This is a genomic window from Streptomyces morookaense (assembly GCF_013030945.1).
Classification (GTDB): Bacteria; Actinomycetota; Actinomycetes; order Streptomycetales; family Streptomycetaceae; genus Streptomyces; species Streptomyces morookaensis.
In genome coordinates this window covers 126,259-142,407 of record NZ_JABBXF010000018.1, presented here as the reverse complement: position 1 = coordinate 142,407, position 16,149 = coordinate 126,259, and the positions used below count along the sequence as shown (strand labels likewise).

Annotated in this window: 14 protein-coding genes; 11 read left to right on the top strand and 3 right to left on the bottom strand. The window is 69.8% G+C overall.

Annotated elements, in window-relative coordinates; genetic code table 11:
• The 4 genes from HG542_RS10565 to HG542_RS10550 form a co-directional block, all read left to right on the top strand.
• Positions 1–1,834 (top strand): ATP-binding SpoIIE family protein phosphatase (locus HG542_RS10565; RefSeq protein WP_255315872.1); only part of this gene is annotated, 1,834 nt, incomplete at its 5' end.
• Positions 1,835–1,990: 156 nt separating this feature from the next.
• Entirely contained in the window at positions 1,991–3,454 is a 1,464-nt protein-coding gene (locus HG542_RS10560; RefSeq protein ID WP_171079944.1) for a catalase, read from the top strand.
• Positions 3,455–3,568: 114 nt separating this feature from the next.
• Positions 3,569–4,126, top strand: a complete 558-nt coding sequence (gene cyaB / locus HG542_RS10555) for a class IV adenylate cyclase (protein WP_171079942.1) — start codon at positions 3,569–3,571, stop codon at positions 4,124–4,126.
• 316 nt (positions 4,127–4,442) lie between these two features.
• Positions 4,443–4,934, top strand: coding sequence for a hypothetical protein (locus HG542_RS10550; protein ID WP_171079940.1), 492 nt, complete (start codon positions 4,443–4,445; stop codon positions 4,932–4,934).
• Between the two features lie 87 nt (positions 4,935–5,021).
• On the opposite strand, the gene HG542_RS10545 is transcribed toward HG542_RS10550, so the two are convergent.
• A complete protein-coding gene (locus HG542_RS10545; RefSeq protein WP_171079938.1) occupies positions 5,022–7,298 on the bottom strand; it encodes a transglycosylase domain-containing protein in 2,277 nt (758 codons plus the stop codon).
• A gap of 252 nt (positions 7,299–7,550) precedes the next feature.
• Here HG542_RS10545 and HG542_RS10540 point away from each other — a divergent pair, with 252 nt between their 5' ends.
• The 5 genes from HG542_RS10540 to HG542_RS10520 all read left to right on the top strand — a co-directional run bounded on the left by HG542_RS10540 (position 7,551) and on the right by HG542_RS10520 (position 12,361).
• Positions 7,551–8,453, top strand: a complete 903-nt coding sequence (locus HG542_RS10540) for an SPFH domain-containing protein (RefSeq protein WP_306665297.1) — start codon at positions 7,551–7,553, stop codon at positions 8,451–8,453.
• Positions 8,450–8,683, top strand: a complete 234-nt coding sequence (locus tag HG542_RS10535) for a type II toxin-antitoxin system antitoxin (protein WP_171079935.1) — start codon at positions 8,450–8,452, stop codon at positions 8,681–8,683. The genes HG542_RS10540 and HG542_RS10535 overlap by 4 nt, the downstream gene beginning before the upstream one ends.
• A 75-nt stretch (positions 8,684–8,758) precedes the next feature.
• Complete coding sequence (locus HG542_RS10530) at positions 8,759–9,283, top strand: PadR family transcriptional regulator (protein WP_171079933.1); 525 nt, start codon at positions 8,759–8,761, stop codon at positions 9,281–9,283.
• On the top strand, positions 9,280–9,975 hold the full coding sequence (locus HG542_RS10525; RefSeq protein WP_171079931.1) for an ABC transporter ATP-binding protein: 696 nt from the start codon (positions 9,280–9,282) through the stop codon (positions 9,973–9,975). The genes HG542_RS10530 and HG542_RS10525 overlap by 4 nt, the downstream gene beginning before the upstream one ends.
• Positions 9,962–12,361 (top strand): ABC transporter permease, encoded by a 2,400-nt coding sequence (locus HG542_RS10520; protein ID WP_171079929.1) that lies wholly within the window; start codon positions 9,962–9,964, stop codon positions 12,359–12,361. Before HG542_RS10525 ends, HG542_RS10520 begins: the two co-directional genes overlap by 14 nt.
• A 77-nt stretch (positions 12,362–12,438) precedes the next feature.
• Here HG542_RS10520 and HG542_RS10515 read toward each other — a convergent pair whose 3' ends face one another.
• Positions 12,439–13,413 (bottom strand): LysR substrate-binding domain-containing protein, encoded by a 975-nt coding sequence (locus HG542_RS10515; protein ID WP_227727279.1) that lies wholly within the window; start codon positions 13,411–13,413, stop codon positions 12,439–12,441.
• 132 nt (positions 13,414–13,545) lie between these two features.
• Here HG542_RS10515 and HG542_RS10510 point away from each other — a divergent pair, with 132 nt between their 5' ends.
• Complete coding sequence (locus tag HG542_RS10510; RefSeq protein ID WP_171079927.1) at positions 13,546–14,097, top strand: peroxiredoxin; 552 nt, start codon at positions 13,546–13,548, stop codon at positions 14,095–14,097.
• A gap of 5 nt (positions 14,098–14,102) precedes the next feature.
• A complete protein-coding gene (locus HG542_RS10505; protein ID WP_171079925.1) occupies positions 14,103–14,636 on the top strand; it encodes an alkyl hydroperoxide reductase in 534 nt (177 codons plus the stop codon).
• Between the two features lie 168 nt (positions 14,637–14,804).
• Here HG542_RS10505 and HG542_RS10500 read toward each other — a convergent pair whose 3' ends face one another.
• Positions 14,805–16,124, bottom strand: coding sequence for an AI-2E family transporter (locus HG542_RS10500; RefSeq protein ID WP_171079924.1), 1,320 nt, complete (start codon positions 16,122–16,124; stop codon positions 14,805–14,807).
• Between the last annotated feature and the right edge of the window lie 25 nt (positions 16,125–16,149).

The window sequence follows — 16,149 nt, the reverse complement described above, 5'->3', positions numbered from 1 at the left end:
GGCGGCCGGGCCCGCCGGGGAACCGGGCGCCGGCCCGGAGCCGCAACCGCCCGCCGACGCCGCACCCGCCCCGCACGGGGCATCCGGCACCGACCCCGCCCCGCACGGGGCGCCCGCCAGCGGGGAGCGGCTCCGGTTCGTCGGTGCCGCGACGCGGCGGATCGCGCGCGGGATCGATCTCGACGAGATCGTCCTCGGACTCTGCCGCGCCACCGTCCCCACCTTCGCCGACGCCATCCTCGTCTACCTGCGCGACCCCCTGCCCGTCGGCGACGAGCGGCCCGTGGGCCCCGTCGTGCTGCGGCTGCGTCGTACCGACCGGCTGCCGGAGTATGTGCGGGCTGACGGCGAGGAGGGCGGCGGCGGCCCGCAGGGCGAACGGCCCGACCCGGGGCCGGCGCTCGCCGAGACCGCGGCCGAGCGCTGCGAGGTGCGGATAGGCGGGCCGCTCGCGGAAGTGCTGCGCGGGGTCAGACCCGTCTTCGGGGACTCGCCGGCCGCCCGGGCGGCACTGCCCGAACTGCTCGGCGAGGACCGGCACGTACCGGAGGCGCACCGCACGATCCTCGCGCCGCTGCGCGGGCGGCGCAGGGTGATCGGCGCGGCCGTGTTCGTCCGCCGCGCCGACCGGGCCCCGTTCGAGAGCGACGACCTGCTCGTCGCCGCCCAGCTGGCCACCCACACCGCCCTCGGCGTGGACAAGGCCGTGCTCTACGGCCGCGAGGTCTACATCGCCGACGAGCTGCAGCGCACCATGCTGCCCGACTCCCTCCCGCAGCCCACCGGCGTCCGGCTGGCCAGCCGCTACCTCCCCGCCGCCGAGACCGCCCGGGTCGGCGGCGACTGGTACGACGCCATCCCGCTGCCCGGCAACCGCGTCGCCCTGGTCGTCGGCGACGTCATGGGCCACTCCATGACCTCCGCCGCGATCATGGGCCAGCTGCGCACCACCGCGCAGACCCTGGCCGGTCTGGACCTGCCGCCGCAGGAGGTGCTGCACCACCTCGACGAGCAGGCGCAGCGCCTCGGCAGCGACCGCATGGCCACCTGCCTCTATGCGGTGTACGACCCGGTCGCGCACCGCATCGTGATCGCCAACGCCGGCCATCCGCCGCCGATCATGCTCCACCGCGGCGGCCGCGCCGAGGTCCTGCGCGTCCCGCCGGGCGCGCCGATCGGCGTGGGCGGGGTGGACTTCGAGGCCGTGGAGCTGGACGCCCCGGCCGGGGCGACCCTCCTCCTCTACACCGACGGCCTCGTGGAGTCCCGCATCCGGGACGTGTGGACCGGCATCGAGCAGCTCCGCGAGCGGCTCATCGACACCGCCCGGCTCACCGGCCCCAACCCGCCGCCCCTGGAACCGCTGTGCGACGAGGTGCTCGGCATGCTCGGCCCCGGCGACCGGGACGACGACATCGCCCTGCTCGCCGCCCGCTTCGAGGGCATCGCGCCGAGCGATGTCGCGTACTGGTTCCTCGACCCGCGCCCGCAGACGGCTCGCCAGGCCCGCCGGCTGGCCCGCAGGGCGCTCACCCGCTGGGGCCTGGAGGAGCTGACGGACAGCGTGGAGTTGCTGGTCAGCGAGGTGATCACCAATGCGGTGCGGTATGCGGAGCGCCCGATCACGCTGCGTCTGCTGCGGACGGATGTCCTCCGCTGCGAGGTGGGCGACGACGTGCCGCAGCTGCCGCGGCTGCGCCGGGCCCGGCCCTCGGACGAGGGCGGGCGCGGGCTGTACCTGGTGAACAGGCTGGCCAGACGGTGGGGGGCGACCCGGCTGAGCACGGGCAAGGTGGTGTGGTTCGAGCTGGCGCTGCCGGCTCACGTGCACTGAAACCTGCTCGGCTTCCGTTCCCTCATACGGGGTGAAATTCTGGACAGTGTCCAGCCCCCTGTTGCCGACATCCTGTCGGCGGGGTTCACTGGCTCGGATGGAGGGCGGCATCACCACGCCCTCGCCCATCTCCGTTCCGGGAGGCGTCTTCCAGCCATGACCGACTCGGCGCAGAGCACTCCGTACACCACGAACAACGTCGGCATCCCGGTGGAGAGCGACGAGCACTCGCTCACCATCGGCGACACCGGCCCCATCCTGCTCCAGGATCACTATCTGATCGAGAAGATGGCCCAGTTCAACCGGGAACGGGTCCCCGAGCGGGTGGTGCACGCCAAGGGCGGCGGCGCGTACGGCACCTTCCAGGTGACCAACGACGTCAGCCAGTTCACCAAGGCCGACCTCTTCCAGCCCGGCCGGCGCACGGAGATGCTCGCACGCTTCTCCACGGTGGCCGGCGAGCAGGGTTCCCCGGACACCTGGCGCGACCCCCGCGGCTTCGCCCTCAAGTTCTACACACAGCACGGCAATTACGACCTCGTCGGCAACAACACCCCGATCTTCTTCGTCCGCGACCCGCAGAAGTTCCAGGACTTCATCCGCTCGCAGAAGCGTCACCCGCGCACGGGCCTGCGGAACAACGACATGCAGTGGGACTTCTGGACGCTGTCACCCGAGTCCGCCCACATGGTCACCTGGCTCATGGGCGACCGCGGCATCCCGAAGACCTGGCGCCACATGAACGGATACAGCTCGCACACGTTCATGTGGGTCAACGGCGGTGGCGAGAAGTTCTGGGTGAAGTACCACATCAAGACCGACCAGGGCATCGAGTTCCTCACCCAGTCGGAGGCCGACGAACTGGCGGGCCACGACGCCGACAAGCACCGCCGCGACCTCCACGAGGCCATCGAGAGCGGCAATGCCCCGTCCTGGACCATGTACGTCCAGGTCATGCCGTTCGCCGACGCCGCGGACTACCGCTTCAACCCCTTCGACCTCACCAAGGTGTGGCCGCACGGCGACTACCCCCTGATCGAGGTCGGCCGGATGACGCTGGACCGCAACCCCGAGGACTTCTTCGTCCACATCGAGCAGGCCGCCTTCGAGCCCTCCAACCTCGTCCCCGGCATCGGCCCCTCACCGGACAAGATGCTGCTGGGCCGGCTCTTCTCCTACCCGGACACGCACCGCTACCGGATCGGCCCCAACTACGCCCAGCTGCCGCCGAACCGGCCGCATTCCGCCGTCAACTCCTACGCGAAGGACGGCCCGATGCGCTACGAGCCGGCCAACACGGCCCGCCCGTACGCCCCCAACTCCTACGGCGGCCCGGCCGCCGACACCACCCGCTTCGGCGAGATCGCGGGCTGGGAGGCCTCGGGCGAAATGGTGCGCGAGGCCTACAAACTCCACCGCGAGGACGACGACTGGGGCCAGGCGGGCACGATGGTCCGCAAGGTCCTGGACGAGGCGGCCCGCGAACGCCTCGTCTCCAACGTGGCCGGCCACCTCAAGGCCGGCGTCACGCCGCCCGTCCTGGAACGCGCCCTGCAGTACTGGCGCAACATCGACAAGGAAGTGGGCGACCGGATCGCCACACGGGTCAACGGGGGCTGAGCGACGGCGGAGCGGTTGGCCCCGGGGCGTGCCCCGGGGCCAACCGCTTTCGGCCGATGTACCGATCAGGCGCTCTGAGGTGGGTGACGGCCGCAGTTGATTGTGGAGGACCCGGTGATCGAGGCGGAACTCAAGGTGCGTGTACGGGACCCGGAAGGCGTTGTACGTCTCCTTGAGCAGCGAGCCGCCGGCCGGTCCGAGACCTACCGGGACACGTATTACGACACCCCGGAGGGGACCCTTGCCCGCGAGGACAGGGAACTGCGCCTGCGCACGATCACGGGAGCCGACGGGACCCGTTCGGTCCTCACGTACAAAGAACCTCGCGTCGATGACGCGTCGGGTTCGAAGCCGGAGTACGAGACGGGCGTGGACAATCCCGAAGCCGTGCATGCCGCGCTCAGCGGCCTCGGGTACGTCACCGCAATCGCCTTCGAAAAGCACTGCCACAACTACGACTTCGAGGCTCACGGCCGCCGCGTGCTTGCCACCCTGGTCCGTGTTCCGGAGCTCGACGGGACGTTCCTCGAGGTGGAGGCTCTTGCGAGGGACGGCGAGTTGGACACTGCCCTCACTGACGTCCGGGCCGTGCTCGGCGAACTCGGCTTCACTGACCAGGACGTGACCGCCGAGCTGTACACGGAGGCTCTGGCTGCACGCCGGGCTCGGTAGTCCGGGCTGTCTGAGTACGGATACTCATGCGTTGTCCGGCCGCTTGGTCGACAGTGGCGGGGAAACAACAGCCGGGTATCCACGGATGAAGAGGACTGCAGGCATGACGAGGTGCTGGACAGGACAGAGTGAACGGCGCCAACGGCATTCCGGCAGTGCCAAGGTCACATCTGGTGCCCTCTTCGCCATTGCGTTGGTTACTCTCTCCGCCTGTACATCCCCGGACCGTGCAGTCGGTCCGAAGGAGTTACGCAAGCTCGGGAACGGCAGTCAGGCGACTCAGGCACGCCAGCGGACAGAGAGGCATCTTCGCCGTTTGGCGCAGGCGTACGCCGACCGCAACCACCTCTCTCCGGGCCTGATCGTGGTACACGACACGTGCACGCCGGGTTCGGGGCCCAGGTGGTTCTTTCAACAGGAAACGAACGACTACAAGGTCGCATGCTCGATGAGCATCACGGCCTATTACGGTGCCGCTTCCAAGCGCATGAACGATGCCCTCGACGGACCGCTGACCGTGGATCGCGGTCAGGGCACGGACGATTCGAGTGCTGCGGATCCGGGGCAAGAGGTCTACTCAGGGCAGACACTGACCTGGAACACGATGCGCGACCGGGATTCCCACCACCTGGTCGAGGAGCCCTACGGAGGCCTCGTCAATGATCCGCCGGTATCGCGAGTCGTGCATGAACCGGCGTCCACGACAGTTGCCGATATCCGTAGGCAGTACGGCATGGTGTTCGAACTGGAACTCAACTCCGGTGACTACTACAAAGCACTCAAGGACGGTCAGGCAAACGGTCGCTGACTCGGCCCTGTCCGAAAAACATACGGCGATGGCCGCCGCCCTCCCGAAGGGGAGGGCGGCGGCCATCGCCGTTGTACGTGCGGCGCCTCAGCCGTTCCGGTTGGGCTTGTTGCCCGTGTCGCCGGTGTCACCGCCGGCCGGTGTCGTCGGGCCCACCGGGGACGGCGGCACGGACGGCGGGACGGGCGGGGTGTGGCGCGAGGGGTTCGGGCCCGGCTCCTGCGACTGGGAGTGCGAGGGGGACGGGACCTGGCCGCTCGGCGACGGCTTCGTCGACGGGGCGCGGGACGGGCCCACGGACGGGCTCGGTGCCACGGACGGGGCCGGGGGCGCGACCGGGGCGGACGGCTCGTCGGTCTCCAGGTCGAACTTGGCGTCGGAGTCGTCGTCGAACACGGTGGAGTTGTACGCGCCCCAGATATAGGCGGGGTATCCACTACCGTTCACACGGCTACCGCCACCCGTCCCCTGAAGGGTGACCTGCTTGCCGCCGTCCGCCTCACCGAACAGACCCACCGAGGTGATCAGGTCGGGCGTGTAGCCCGTGAACCAGGCCGACTTGTTGTCGTCGGAGGTACCGGTCTTGCCCGCCACGTCGTACTGCGAACTGGCCACGACGTGCGCCGTACCGTCGTTGACCACGCCCTTCAGCACAGAGGTCACGCCGTCGGCGGTGTTGCGGTCGATGACCCGCTCCTTGCTCGCCGCCTCGGGGAGCTTGAAGTCCTGGCCGCCGCGGGACGCCGACTTGATGATGCTCGGCGTGACCTTCATTCCGTGGTTGTCGAGCGTCGCGTAGACGCCCGCCATGTCCATCGGGCTCGCGCCCATGGAGCCCAGCGCCATGGACGGGTTGGCGTCGAAGCCGACACCGTCGCCCTTCATGCCCATGTCGACGGCGGTCTTCTTGACCTTGTCCAGGCCGACGTCGACGGCCATCTGCGCGAAGACGGTGTTGACCGACTTGTTCATCGCCTCCTGGACGGAGACTGCGGGGTTCGTGTACTGGTCCTCGTTCTCCGGCGCGTAGCCATCGCCGCCCGGGCCCACGACCGGCCGCTTGTTGGTGCCGTCGTAGATCGTGGCCGGCGTGATCTTCTTGCCGTCCTGGGTCGTCGACCCGTGCTCCAGGGCCGAGGTGAGGATCAGCGGCTTGAAGGTGGAGGCGGGCTGGAAGTCCCGGCGCGTGGCGTTGCTGGTGTAGTGCTTCAGATAGTCCTGACCGCCGTACAGGGCAACGATCTTGCCCGTCTTGCGGTCCACGGACACCGAGCCGACCTGCACATGACCGTCGACCTCACGCGCCTTCGGGTCCAGGTCGTCCAGGAGCTTGTCCTTGACCGCCTTCTCCAGCGCCTGCTGCTTCTTCGGGTCGATGCTGAGCGTGACCGTCCAGCCGCCCGCGGCGAAGTCCTGTTCGGCGTCCTTCTGGCTGCGGCCTTCCTTGACCAGGTCGCGGATGATCTCCTGCTTGGCCGCCTCGATGAGGTAGCCGTTCTGGCCCTTGAGGCCCTCGGAGGGCTTGGGGTTGCCGGGCTTCTCGAACTGCATCTTGGCCCGGTCCGCGGGGCTGAGCCACTTCTGCTCGACCATCTTGTCGAGCACGTAGTTCCAGCGTGCCGTCGCGTTGCGCTTGCCGGCGTCGGTGGCCACCGACCAGTCGTACTGGCTCGGCGCCTGGAGCAGGGCGGCGAGGTACGCGCCCTCCTGCAGGTTCAGCTTGTCGACGTCCTTGTTGTAGTACGCACGGGAGGCGGCCTGGATGCCGTAGGCGCCGCGGCCGTAGTAGCTGGTGTTGAGGTAGCCCTCGAGGATCTGGTCCTTGTTGAACTTGTCCTGGACCTTGAGGGAGATGAACATCTCCTTCACCTTGCGGGTGACGGTCTGGCGCTGGTCCAGGTAGTAGTTCTTGACGTACTGCTGGGTGATCGTCGAACCACCCTGCTTGCCGCGGCCCATCAGCGTGTTGATGATGCCGCGCGCCGTGCCCTGGATGTCGACTCCGGGGTCGGTGTAGAAGTTCTTGTTCTCGGCGGCGACGACGGCGTGCTGGATGTTCTTGGGGATCTTCGAGAGCGGGACTTCCTCGCGGTTGACCTCGCCGATCCGTGCGATCGTCTTGCCGTCGCTCGACTTGTAGATGTTGCTCTGCAGCTTGGCCGCCGCATTGCCGTTACCGGGCACGTCCACATAGAGGTAGAGCGCCACGAAGGAGCCCACTCCGAGGGCTATGAGCCCTCCGGCGTAGGCGAGCAGCATCTTCCAGGTGAAGAAGCGGCGTATGCCCGTCTTCCTGGGCTTCCCGCCACCCCTGCCGGGGCGACTGCCCTTCTTCTGCGCGCGTCGCGCGTCCGCTCGGCCCATCTCTCCCGTCGCTCCAGTCCGTCCGCCCCCAACCCAGCTCATGAAGCTAACACCGCATCTGCCACCAAACGCCCATCCGTCATGGCTTTGGCAGACGTGACATATAGCACCCCGGGTGGCGGGAACCCGGAGCGGTGCACTAGCGGCAAACCGTACAGGGCTTTAATGTGATAGCAGTTTGCTAGACATCGGGAGAGCGTGCGGCGGACCACCGCACGCCGACGGAGCGGGGGTACGTCCATGCCGGACGCCATGGCGAAGACAGAGATCAAGGAGGTCCCGGCCAGGGACATAGGGGGCGGTCTCGCGCTGCTGCTGGGGCTCGTCGGGCTGCTGCTCGGCGTGGGCGGCGTCGTCGTCGGCGCAGGCCTCGGCGCCGACGGGAACAAGGGGGCCGCGGCCGCGTTCATCGCCTGCGGCATTCTCGTCGGCCTGGCCTCGATCATCGCGATGTGCGGGCTGAACACCGTCGCCCCGGGCGAGGCCCGCGTCGTCCAGCTCTTCGGCCGCTACCGGGGCACCATCCGCACCGAGGGCCTGCGCTGGGTGAACCCGTTCACCAGCCGCTCGAAGCTCTCCACCCGGGTGCGCAACCACGAGACGGCCGTCCTGAAGGTGAACGACGCCTACGGCAACCCGATCGAGCTGGCCGCGGTCGTCGTCTGGCAGGTCGAGGACACCGCGCAGGCCATGTTCGCGGTGGACGACTTCCAGGAGTTCGTGGCCGTCCAGACCGAGGCCGCCGTGCGGCACATCGCCATCGAGTACCCCTATGACGCACACGAGGAGGACGCGCTCTCGCTGCGCGGCAACGCCGAGGAGATCACCGAGAAGCTCGCGATCGAGCTGCACGCCCGCGTCGAGACCGCCGGCGTCCACATCGTCGAGTCCCGCTTCACACACCTCGCCTACGCCCCCGAGATCGCCTCGGCGATGCTCCAGCGCCAGCAGGCGGGCGCGATCGTCGCCGCCCGCCAGAAGATCGTGGACGGCGCCGTGGGCATGGTCGAGCAGGCTCTGCTCCGGATCGGCGAGCAGGGCATCGTCGAGCTGGACGAGGAGCGGAAGGCGGCCATGGTCAGCAATCTGATGGTGGTGCTGTGCGGTGACCGGGCCGCCCAGCCCGTTCTCAACACCGGGACGCTCTACCAGTGACGGACGACTCGGCAGCCGCCGGATCCGGGAAGCCGCGGCAGCGCAAGCAGGTGCTGCTGCGGCTCGATCCGGCGGTGCACGATGCGCTGGCGCGCTGGGCCGGGGAGGAGTTGCGCAGCGCCAATGCGCAGATCGAGTTCTTGCTGCGCAAGGCGCTTTCGGAGGCGGGGCGCCTCCCTCGGGATGTGGGGCCGGTGCGGAGGCCGGGGCGGCCACCCAAGGAGGGGTAGTCGGTCGGGTGCCCCTTACAGGGCGCGGAACCCGGCTATACATACCGTGTATACACACCATGTACTGTGTTCCCCATGTCCATAGGTCACACCCTCCTCGCCCTCCTGGAATCCGGTCCGCGGCACGGTTACGACCTCAAGCGGACCTTCGACGAGCACTTCGGCCACGACCGGCCGCTGCACTACGGGCAGGTCTACGCGACCATGTCCCGGCTGCTGAAGAACGGTCTCGTCGAGGTCGACGGCATCGAGCACGGCGGCGGGCCCGACCGCAAGCGCTACGCGATCACCGACGCCGGCATCACCGACGTGGCCCAGTGGCTGGCGCAGCCGGAGAAGCCCGAGCCCTATCTCCAGTCGACGCTCTACACCAAGGTCGTCCTCGCCCTGCTCACCGGCCGCGACGCCGGCGACCTGCTGGACGCCCAGCGCTCGGAGCACCTGCGGCTGATGCGCGACCTCACCCAGCGCAAGCGCGACGGCGACCTGGCCGACCAGCTCATCTGCGACCACGCGCTCTTCCACCTCGAAGCCGACCTGCGCTGGCTGGAGCTGACCGCCGCCCGTCTGGACCAGCTCGCGAAGGCGGTGCGCGCATGACCCCCGACGGCTCCCTGATATCCGCCGCCGGCCTGCGCAAGGCCTACGGACCCACCACCGCCCTGGACGGCGCGGACTTGTCCATCCACGCCGGCGAGGTCGTCGCCGTCATGGGCCCCTCCGGCTCCGGCAAGTCCACCCTCCTGCACTGCCTGGCCGGCATCGTGCGCCCCGACGCGGGCACCGTCCACTACGACGGCCGCGACCTGGCCGCCATGTCCGACGCCGAGCGCAGCGCCCTGCGCCGCCGCGACTTCGGCTTCGTCTTCCAGTTCGGCCAGCTCGTCCCCGAGCTGACCTGCCTGGAGAACGCCGCCCTGCCGCTGCGCCTGACCGGCCACAAGCGCAAGGACGCCGAGGCCCGTGCCCTGCGCTGGCTGGAGCGTCTGGAGGTCGCCGACGTGCGCCACCACCGCCCCGGCCAGGTCTCCGGCGGCCAGGGGCAGCGCGTCGCGGTCGCCCGCGCGCTGGTCGGCGAGCCCCGCGTCGTCTTCGCCGACGAGCCCACCGGCGCGCTCGACTCCCTCAACGGCGAGCGCGTCATGCAGCTGCTCACCGACTCCGCCCGCGAGACCCGCGCCGCCGTCGTCCTCGTCACCCACGAGGCACGCGTGGCCGCGTACTCCGACCGTGAGGTCGTCGTCCGCGACGGCATCGCCCGCGACATGGCAGGGATGTATGACGCCGCCTGAGCGCACCAGGATCACCGCCGGACCGACCGGCGTGGCCGTCTGGGCCCGCGACCTGGCCATGGGCATCCGGTTCGCCGTCACCGGCGGCCGCGAGGCGTGGCTGCGCACCGCGCTGACCGCGGTCGGCGTGGGGCTCGGCGTGGCCCTGCTGATGATCGCGGCCTCCGTGCCGCACATGATGTCCGAGCGCCACCAGCGCGGCGCCGCACGCGCGGTCGACAGCCCCTCGGTGTTCTTCGACAAGCGGCTCGCGCACGAACAGAAGCCCGGCAGCGGCACGTTCCTGTACAAGACCGCGAACACCGACTACCACGACAAGCCCGTCAACGGCGCCCTGCTGCAGGCCGACGGTCCCTCCGCCCCGGCGCCGCCGGGGGTCGGGGCCATGCCCCGGCCCGGCGAGATGGTCGTCTCCCCCGCGCTCGACGACCTGCTGCACTCGGACAACGGGAAGCTGCTGCGCGAGCGGTTCGAGGGCTACCGGACCGTGGGCACCATCGCCCCCTCGGGTCTCATCGGCCCCAACGAGCTCTTCTACTACGCCGGCAGCGACAAACTGGCGCCCGGCCACGGGACCATCCGCGTCGACGGCTACGGCTACGAGGAGCCGGACGTCCCGCTCACGCCCGAGCTCTTCCTGCTCGTCATCATCGTGTGCGTCGTCCTGCTGATGCCGATCGCCGTCTTCATCACGACCGCCGTGCGCTTCGGCGGCGATCAGCGCGACCAACGGCTCGCCGCGCTGCGGCTCGTGGGCGCCGACGCCCATATGACCCGGCGGGTCGCGGCGGGCGAGGCGCTGTGCGGTTCGCTGTTCGGTCTGTCCGCCGGTGCCGGACTCTTCTTGCTCCTGCGGGAGTTCGCGACGTATGTCACGATCCGGGACAACAGTGTCTTCCCCTCCGACATCGTCCCCGAGCCCTGGATCGCGGCGCTGATCGCCCTGGCCGTGCCGGTGTGCGCCGTCGTCGTCACGCTGTTCACGCTGCGTCGCATCGCCATCGAGCCGCTGGGCGTCGTACGCAACGCGGTCACCCGGCGCCGCCGGCTGTGGTGGCGGCTGCTGATCCCCGCGGTGGGCATCGCCCTGCTGCTGCCGCTGTTCCGCAAGGCCTCGGGCTACGCGGCGCACTCGGTGCCGCTCGACACGTACCAGATCGGCGCCGGTACGGCACTGCTGCTCGTCGGCCTGGTGGCGCTGCTGCCCTGGGTCGTGGAGATCTGTGTGTCCCGCTTCCGGCGCGGGCCGCTCCCCTGGCAACTGGCCGCCCGGCGGCTTCAGTTCGACAGCGGCCCGGCGGCGCGGGCGGTCAGCGGCATCACGGTCGCCGTGGCCGGTGCGATCGCGGTGCAGATGCTCTTCGCCGGGGTGCAGAGCGACTACACGACGTCCGACGGCCACGACCCCGGTCACTTCCAGGTACGGGCCTCGTACCGCCCCGGCACCGCCGAGGAGACCAGCGCCTGGACCGAGAGGTTCCGCGCCACCAAGGGCGTGGAGGCGGTGACCGGTTACGTGGAGCGCTACGCCGACAAGCCGGGCGACGATGCCGCCGTCACCTCGATCCACATCGGGGACTGCGCCACGCTGCAGCGCATGGCACACATCGACTCCTGCCGCGACGGCGACGTCTTCGTGGCCCAGGAACCGGGCGGCGATGTCGACACGGAGCACCGCTTCGCGCCCGGCACCCGGCTGACGATGAAGGAGTACAGCGCCCCCGCCGGGCAGAAGAAGCGCGGCTACGACTGGATGGTCCCCGCCTCGGCCCGCGTGGTGACGACGCGGCCGGACCCGTCCGGCGACCACCCCTTCGGCATCCTGGCCACACCGTCGGCCATCGACGTCACGAAGATCCCGGATGCGACGACGACGTTCGTGGCGCAGGTGACGAAGGGCGACCTGGACGCGATCGAGCAGTTCCGCAACACGGCGGCCCACATCGACCCGTCGATGCGGGTGTGGCGCCTGGGCGGCGTGGTGAAGGACAACAACTACGCGACGATCGAGAAGGGCCTGCTGATCGGTGCGGTGGCGACGCTCGCCCTGATCGGGGCCGGTATGGCCGTCACGACGGCCGAGCAACTGCGCGAACGCAAACGACTGTTGTCGGTGCTCGTCGCGTTCGGCACACGGCGCTCGACCCTGGGCTGGTCGGTGCTGTGGCAGACGATCGTGCCGGTCGTCCTGGGCATGATCCTTGCGGTGGGCGGCGGCCTCGGCCTCGGCTGGGCCATGCTGCACCTGCTCCGCAAGGGGGTCCGGGACTGGTGGAGCTTCGTCCCGGTGGCCGGGACGGGGGCGGCGGTGATCATGGCGATCACGGTGCTGGGGCTGGTGCCGATGTGGCGGCTGATGCGGGGGGACGGGTTGCGGTCGGAGTGACGGTCCTCAAGCGCCGGACGGGCTGAATTCAGCCCGTCCGGCGCTTGAGGACGAGCGGCGGAGCCGCGATGACACGGTCACCCCACGATCCGCACCGGCAACGCCGCGAGCGCACCCCGCAGCGCATCTGCGAACTCCTCGAACTCCGCCTGCCGCGCCGCGCCGGCCCTCATGGCGAGAGCGACCCGGCGCGACGGTGCCGGATCGGCGAAGCAGCCCGTCGCCAGCTGGTCGCTGCGGCCCGTCTCCACGCGGAGCGCCGTGCGCGGCAGGAGCGTCACCCCGAGGCCCCCGCCCACCAGTTGCACCAGCGTCGACAGCCCGGCGGCGCTGGTCGTCGCCAACGCACCCTCCGTCCGGCCCGCCTCCCGGCACACGTCGAGCGCCTGGTCGCGCAGGCAGTGCCCCTCGTCCAGGAGCAGCAGGTCCAGCTCGCGCAGGGCACTGCGCGGAATGTCCTCGCGCCCGGCCAGCCAGTGGTCGTTCGGCATGACGAGCACGAAGTCCTCGTCGAAGAGGGGGAGTTCGGTGACGCCCGGTGCTCCCAGCGGCACCGCGAGCAGCAGCAGGTCCAACCGGCCCTGCGTCAGCCCGTCCAGCAGGGACGCCGTCTGCTCCTCGTGCACCTGGAGATCGAGGTCCGGGTAGCAGTCGTGCACCAGCCGCAGCACCGTCGGCAGCAGGTACGGCGCCACCGTCGGGATCACCCCGAGCCGCAGCACCCCCGTGAAGGGCGCCCGCGCCGCGTCCGCCTCCTCCAGGAACGCGCCCACCGCGTCGAGCACCGTGCGCGCCCGCGCCGCCAGCCGCTCACCCGCGGGACTGAGCAGCACCTTTCTCGTCGTACGCTCGAGAAGCTGAATCCCCAGGGACTCCTCCAGCGCCGACACGGCCCCCGAGAGCGCCGGCTGGCTCATGCCGATGGCCGTCGCCGCATCGCGGAAGTGCAGATGCTCGGCGACCGCCACGAAGGCCCGCAGCTGCGCCAGGCTCGGCTGCCGGGGGCGCGCCGGGACGACCTTCGCCTGTCCGGTGCCTATATCCGCCTCCACTGATAACCACCTCCGATCAACACGACCCAGTCTAGCTATTTCCGCTATCAATGCCTCCTGTGGCACTGTGGGAGCCGTCCAACCCGCAGGAAACTCCTCACCCAGGGGTTTCCTTCGCTGCAAGGAGAGCGCGTGCTCACTGTCGGTGACAAGTTCCCCGAGTTCGACCTGACCGCCTGTGTGTCGCTCGAGAGCGGCAAGGAGTTCGAGCAGATCGACCACAAGTCCTACGAGGGCAAGTGGAAGGTCGTCTTCTTCTGGCCGAAGGACTTCACCTTCGTCTGCCCGACCGAGATCGCCGCGTTCGGCCAGCTGAACGACGAGTTCGCCGACCGTGACGCCCAGATCCTCGGTGTCTCCGGCGACTCCGAGTTCGTCCACCACGCCTGGCGCAAGGACCACAAGGACCTGCGCGACCTGCCCTTCCCGATGCTGGCCGACGCCAAGCACGAGCTGATGCAGGCCTGCGGCGTCGAGGGTGAGGACGGCTACGCCCAGCGCGCCGTCTTCGTCGTGGACCCCAACAACGAGATCCAGTTCGTCATGGTGACCGCCGGCTCCGTCGGCCGTAACCCCAAGGAGGTCCTGCGGGTCCTCGACGCCCTGCAGACGGACGAGCTGTGCCCCTGCAACTGGAACAAGGGCGAGGAGACCCTCGACGCCGCCGCCCTGCTTGCGGGCTGATCTCCATGGCGCTCGATGAACTGAAGTCCGCCGTGCCGGACTACGCCAAGGACCTGAAGCTGAACCTCGGCTCGGTCATCGGCAACTCCGACCTGCCGCAGCAGCAGCTGTGGGGCACCGTTCTCGCCTGCGCGATCGCGACCCGTTCGCCGATCGTGCTGCGCGAGCTGGAGCCGCAGGCCAAGGAGAACCTGTCGCCGGAGGCGTACACGGCCGCCAAGGCCGCTGCCGCGATCATGGCGATGAACAACGTCTACTACCGCACCCGGCACCTGCTGTCGGACCCGGAGTACGGCACCATGCGCGCGGGTCTGCGGATGAACGTCATCGGCAACCCGGGCGTGGAGAAGGTCGACTTCGAGCTGTGGTCCCTGGCGGTCTCCGCGATCAACGGCTGCGGCATGTGCCTCGACTCCCACGAGCAGGTGCTGCGCAAGGCCGGGGTCTCTCGTGAGACGGTCCAGGAGGCGTTCAAGATTGCCGCGGTCCTGCAGGCCGTTGGCGCCACGCTGGACGCCGAAGCGGTTCTCACTGCGTGAGGCTTGACGTCTGAAGGGCCCCGCCGATTCGTTCGGCGGGGCCCTTTTGCGCCCCCGAAGGAGCGCGGGGAACTGCGCGACAAGCCACGACGCGCCCGCAGGTGATCGACTGCAGGCCGGTGGGGGCCGATCGCGCAGTTCCCCGCGCCCCTTACGGGGCGCGACGCCTCAGCGCGGTCCCGGTACCCGGCCCTCCGCAGGAGGTGTCGCCTTCGCGTACTCCCTGAGGTACCCCACCACCGAGTTGATCACCGCCACCAGCGGGACCGCCACCACCGCGCCGCCGATGCCGGCGATCATCGAGCCGGCGGCGACGGAGAGGATCACGGCCAGCGGGTGGACGCGCACCGCGCGGCCGAGGATGAACGGCTGCAGGACGTGGCTCTCGATCTGCATCACCGCGAGGACGACCGCCAGCACCATCGCCGCCGTGAAGACGTCCTTCGTCACCAGCGCCACGATCACCGCCAGCGCACCGGAGGCCACCGCGCCGACGAGCGGGATGAAGGCGAACAGGAAGATGAAGACGGCCAGCGGCACCGCCATCGGCACGTCGAGGAAGAACAGGCCCATGCCGATGAAGATCGCGTCGATCAGGGCCACTATCACCGTGCCCCGCACATAGGCGGTCAGCGTGGCCCACGCCCGCGGCCCGGCGCCCGCGACACCCTCGCGGGCGGCGCTCGGCACCAGCTTCAGCAGCCACTCCCAGATGCGCCGGCCGTCGTAGAGCAGGAACAGCGTGCTGAACATGGCCAGCAGGATGCCGGTCAGCACCTCGATGACGACCTGGACGCCCTCTATGCCCGCCGAGGTGATGTCCTTGGTGTTGGTGCCGATCGCCTGGCTGAGGTTGTCGGCGATGTTGTTGATCTGCGACTGGGTGACGTGGAACGGGCTGTTGAGCAGCCAGCGCTTGAGTTCCTTGATGCCGTGCTGCACCTGTGTGGTCAGGTCGTCCAGGTGGTCCGTCACCTGCCACACCACGAACCAGCCGACCAGGCCCATCACGATGAAGCCGGAGATGAAGGTCAGCGCCGTGGCGAGGCCGCGCGGCACGCCGTGCCGTTTGAGCCAGGCGACGGTGGGCTGCAGCAGTGCCGTGATGAGCAGGCCGACGACGAAGGCCAGCACCACCAGCTGGACCGCGCTGATCACCTGCATCAGCACCCACAGCGTGCCCGCGAGGACCAGCAGCCGCCAGCCGGCCTCGGCGGCGACGCGCACGCCCCAGGGCACCGCGGCCACCGGGTCCGGCCGCGACGGAACGGCCGGCGCATAACTGGGCGGCGGGGGCACGTAGTCGGCCGCCGGCTCGGCGGCCGGCTCCGGCTCGGGCTCCGGCTCGGCGGCGGCCGTGGCGGGGACGGGCGCGGGGGCAGGGACGGAAACGGGCTCGGCGACGGCGGCCTTGCGCTCGTCGAGTTTCTCGGCGAGCCGCGTCAGGCCCGCTCCCAAGCCGCCGACCCACTGTGGCAATCTGGACATTTCTCTTCCTCTACCCCACTCCCCC